The sequence below is a fragment of the Pseudomonas sp. 05N434 genome (assembly GCF_056396965.1).
In genome coordinates this window covers 1-3,583 of record NZ_JBFTMK010000660.1, presented here as the reverse complement: position 1 = coordinate 3,583, position 3,583 = coordinate 1, and the positions used below count along the sequence as shown (strand labels likewise).

At 60.6% G+C, this 3,583-nt stretch carries 5 protein-coding genes and 2 pseudogenes; all 7 read right to left on the bottom strand.

Annotated features, from left to right (window positions below; genetic code table 11):
• The coding region (locus AC1DLB_RS27625) for a glutathione S-transferase family protein (RefSeq protein ID WP_477786058.1) at positions 1-892 on the bottom strand (892 nt) is incomplete at its 3' end.
• Between the two features lie 90 nt (positions 893-982).
• Entirely contained in the window at positions 983-1,984 is a 1,002-nt protein-coding gene (locus AC1DLB_RS27620; protein ID WP_477743702.1) for a glycosyl transferase family protein, read from the bottom strand.
• Positions 1,981-2,100 (bottom strand): annotated as a pseudogene (locus tag AC1DLB_RS27615) (TusE/DsrC/DsvC family sulfur relay protein); the annotation flags it as partial. The gene AC1DLB_RS27620 and the pseudogene AC1DLB_RS27615, both read right to left, overlap by 4 nt.
• Before the next feature lie 12 nt (positions 2,101-2,112).
• Positions 2,113-2,226, bottom strand: a pseudogene (locus AC1DLB_RS27610) (DsrH/TusB family sulfur metabolism protein); the annotation flags it as partial.
• Positions 2,226-2,588, bottom strand: a complete 363-nt coding sequence (gene tusC / locus AC1DLB_RS27605; protein ID WP_028941281.1) for a sulfurtransferase complex subunit TusC — start codon at positions 2,586-2,588, stop codon at positions 2,226-2,228. The pseudogene AC1DLB_RS27610 and the gene tusC, both read right to left, overlap by 1 nt.
• A gap of 1 nt (position 2,589) precedes the next feature.
• Entirely contained in the window at positions 2,590-2,982 is a 393-nt protein-coding gene (gene tusD, locus AC1DLB_RS27600; RefSeq protein ID WP_026345734.1) for a sulfurtransferase complex subunit TusD, read from the bottom strand.
• A gap of 98 nt (positions 2,983-3,080) precedes the next feature.
• Positions 3,081-3,410 carry a DUF6388 family protein gene (locus AC1DLB_RS27595; protein WP_305409374.1) on the bottom strand — a complete coding sequence of 110 codons (330 nt, stop codon included), beginning with the start codon at positions 3,408-3,410 and terminating at the stop codon, positions 3,081-3,083.
• Positions 3,411-3,583: the final 173 nt, after the last annotated feature.

Sequence of the window (3,583 nt, the reverse complement as noted above, 5' to 3'; positions counted from 1 at the left end):
GGCTACCATAGTAGTGGTTCTTGATGTGGGTGAAATCCACCGTCTCGGCAATCCCGGGCCACTGATAAATCTCCCGTAGCCAGTTCGACAGGTTCGGATAATCGGCAATCCGCCGCAGATTGCATTTGAAGTGGCCGTGATACACCGCATCAAAACGAATCAGCGTGGTGAACAGGCGAATATCCGCTTCGGTCAGGTATTCACCCGTCAGGTAACGGTTCGCGCCCAGCAGTTGCTCCAGCCGATCCAGCTCGGCAAACAACTCATCGAACGCCTCTTCATAAGCCTGCTGCGAGGTGGCAAACCCGGCGCGATAGACGCCGTTGTTCACTGCTGGATAAATCCGCTCGTTCAGGGCATCGATTTCGCTGCGCAGCGGTGCCGGGTAGAAATCCAGGTCATTGCCGGTCAAGTCATCGAACGCACTGTTGAACATGCGGATGATCTCCGCCGATTCATTGCTGACGATGCGGTTGGTCTGTTTATCCCACAACACCGGCACGGTGACGCGGCCGGTGTAGTCGGCGGTATCGGCGGTGTAGCGCTGGTGCATGAAATTGAAATGATCGAGCTTGTCGCCGGTCGATCCGAGGTTTTTATCGAAGGTCCAGCCGTTTTCCAGCATCAACCAGCTGACCACCGACACGTCGATCAGGCTTTCAAGGCCTTTGAGTTTGCGCAGGATCAGCGTGCGGTGGGCCCACGGGCAGGCGAGGGACACATAGAGATGATAGCGACCGGCCTCGGCGGCAAAACCACCGACGCCGCTCGGGCCTGGCTTGCCATCGGCAGTCAGCCAGTTGCGACGCTGCGCCTGTTCACGCTGGAACGCGCCATCCTTGCTGCTTTGGTACCACTGATCCTGCCAGCGACCTTCGACTAACAAACCCATGTGCCTGACTCCTCAACCTATAAGCGTTGGAGAGGAGTCTATGCGCATAGGTTCGAACAAAAAGCGCAAAGGTTGGGCTGTTATGATCGACTAAATCGATCGGTCCCGGGCGTCCCAATATTGCTGGGCGGTTTCGAAGGCTTGTTCGCGGGGCTGGCCGAGGCCGCGCAAGGCCAGGGCCATGGTCGAGATCAGCGCCATTTGCGGGTAGCTGTCGACCACGTCGCCACGCCATACGGCTTTCAAGTGCTCCGGGTCCAGGCTCGCCGGTTTGACGTGGCGCTGGCTCGACAGCTGCGGCCATTCTTCATCCCAGCTTTCGCCGCCGGTGGTGCCATACAGGTGACTGTCGGCGTCCGGGTTGATCTCAATCTCGCCGCCATCGCCCTTGACGACGATTGCCGTGTCCCCGAGCAGACCGCTGGCATCGCGATGCACCGCCTGGTAGCCGGGGTGGAAAATGCTTTGCAGGCCACAACGGGCGCCAAGCGGGTTGAGAATCCGCGCCAGGGAATGGATCGGCGAGCGCAGGCCCAGGGTGTTGCGCAGGTCGATCATTCGCTGAAGCTGGGGAGCCCAGTCCACCAATGGCATGAACGCCAGACCGCCCTGATCGAGGGCCGCACCGACCTGCTGCCAGTTGCGGCATAACGGTATGTTCAGCGTCTCGAGCAGTTGTTCACTGTAGAGCCGACCCGCCGTGTGCGCGCCGCCGCCGTGCATGAAGATGCGCACGCCGTTCTGCGCCAGGCACTTGGCCGCCAGCAGATACCACGGCAAATGCCGCTTCTTGCCTGCGTACGTCGGCCAGTCCAGATCGACCGCCAGCGCCGGTGGGTTCAGGCGTTCACGCAAGGCTTCGGTGAACCCGGCCATTTCCTCGGCGCTCTCTTCCTTGTGCCGCAACAGCATCAGGAACGCGCCGAGCTGGGTGTCCTCGACCTTGTCGTCGAGCACCATGCCCATGGCCTCGCGGGCTTCTTCGCGGGTCAGATCGCGGGCGCCGCGTTTGCCTTTGCCAAGGATCCGCACGAATTGGGCGAACGGGTGCTCGGCGGGCGTTTCGAGGGTCAGCGCTGGATAGTCGGTCATAAGCAATTCGTCGGTTTGGGCAGGCCCGCCAGTTTCGCGGCGAGTTTGGCAGGGGTGCCTTTGAACAGTCGGTTCAGGTGCAGGCTGTTGCCCTTGTCGGGGCCGAGCTTCAATGCGGTCTGCAGGGCATAGGCCGCATCGCCACTCAGCAGCAGCGCATCGTTGGGGCCGATCACGCGCAGGCAACTGCCCAGGCGCTCGTCGCCGAAAGGGGAATGAGACAACACATGCAAAGTCGACATCAGAGGGTGATCACCTGGTCGTAACGGTCAATAAGGGCGGTGATGTCCTGGGCGCTCAGTACCCGGGCTTCTTCAAGCGACAGACCTTTGGGGTCCAGGCCTCGGGCCGCTACGCTGTCAGCGCACACGAACAGATCTTCGACGCCAAACATCGGCAAGGCTTGCAGGTTGGCGCTCAGGTCTTTCTGCTGCAATGCCTTGGCGTCCTGTTTCGCAGCGAGCTGGAACACGCCGTCATCAAGAAACAGTAGCCCGATCGGCAGATCGAAGGCGCCGCCGGCCAATACAATGTCTAGCGCTTCGCGCGCATTCGGCCCGGACCACGGCGCCTGACGGCTGATAATCAGCAAGGATTTAGCCATCTCACGCGCCTCCGAAACAGATCAGGCGGTCAGCGTCCTGCACCGCGTCATGCAACTGGCCAAGGCCGGACAATTCCCACGGCGCGCCCACGGCGACCGCTTCACGCTGATAGCGCTGGGCTTCTTCCTCGTTCAGCACGCCACGACGCAGGGCGGCGGCGATGCAGACCACGCCATCGAGTTGATGCTCGCTGACAAAGGTGCGCCATTGCTTGGGCAAGTCCTGCTCATCCTGAGGAGTGACCACACTGCCGGACGCGTTGTAGACGCCATCCTGATAGAAAAACAGCCGGACAATCTCATGCCCGCCGGCCAGCGCGGCCTGGGCGAACAGCAAGGCACGGCGCGAGGAGGGCGCATGGGCGGCGGAAAACAGCGCTATGGCGAATTTCATGACGGACTCGATCAGCAAAACTGCGGCCATGATAAAGCTTTATCGGCAGGGCGGCGAAGGGCGTTTGCTCGCAGACCGAGTCGCTGCCATTGCGAGGATTATTTGGTCAGCCCATACAACTCGCAATACTCAAGCCAGTCCATGCCGGCCATCTCTGCAACTTCCTTGTGCACTTCCATGCGTTGGGCCTGATATTCCTCGGGCGTGGCGGTGGTCAGTTGCAGTGTCAGCTCCCAGGCAAACAAACCCAGGCGCTCGGCCTCGGCTTCGAACGCTTCATGCAAGCGTTCGTCGCGGTATTGCGCCACCGTCTCGCCTTTGGCCTGGGCGAGCAGGGGATTGAGATTGTCGAGCTCAAGACGCAGCTCAGGGCGTTCATCGAGAAACTTCCTCAGCGCCTGTTCGTGTTGCTGTTCGGTTGTCGCCATGGTCACTCCTTGAGGGGATTACGAAGACTGCTTTTTGCTCGCCTTGGCAGCCGCAGCCAGACACTCAAGGGCAAACTGCTCGGTGTAGGTCATCTGGATCGGCGTGGTTTCGCCTTTGACGGTTCTTTCGCCGTCGAGAATGTAACGAATCCGCTTGTCGGTGACGCCAATTC

Coding starts and splice junctions, on each gene's coding strand:
- AC1DLB_RS27620 (WP_477743702.1), bottom strand. CDS start 1,984: ATGACCGACTATCCAGCGCTGACCCTCGAAACGCCCGCCGAGCACCCG.
- tusD (WP_026345734.1), bottom strand. CDS start 2,982: ATGAAATTCGCCATAGCGCTGTTTTCCGCCGCCCATGCGCCCTCCTCG.
- tusC (WP_028941281.1), bottom strand. CDS start 2,588: ATGGCTAAATCCTTGCTGATTATCAGCCGTCAGGCGCCGTGGTCCGGG.
- AC1DLB_RS27595 (WP_305409374.1), bottom strand. CDS start 3,410: ATGGCGACAACCGAACAGCAACACGAACAGGCGCTGAGGAAGTTTCTC.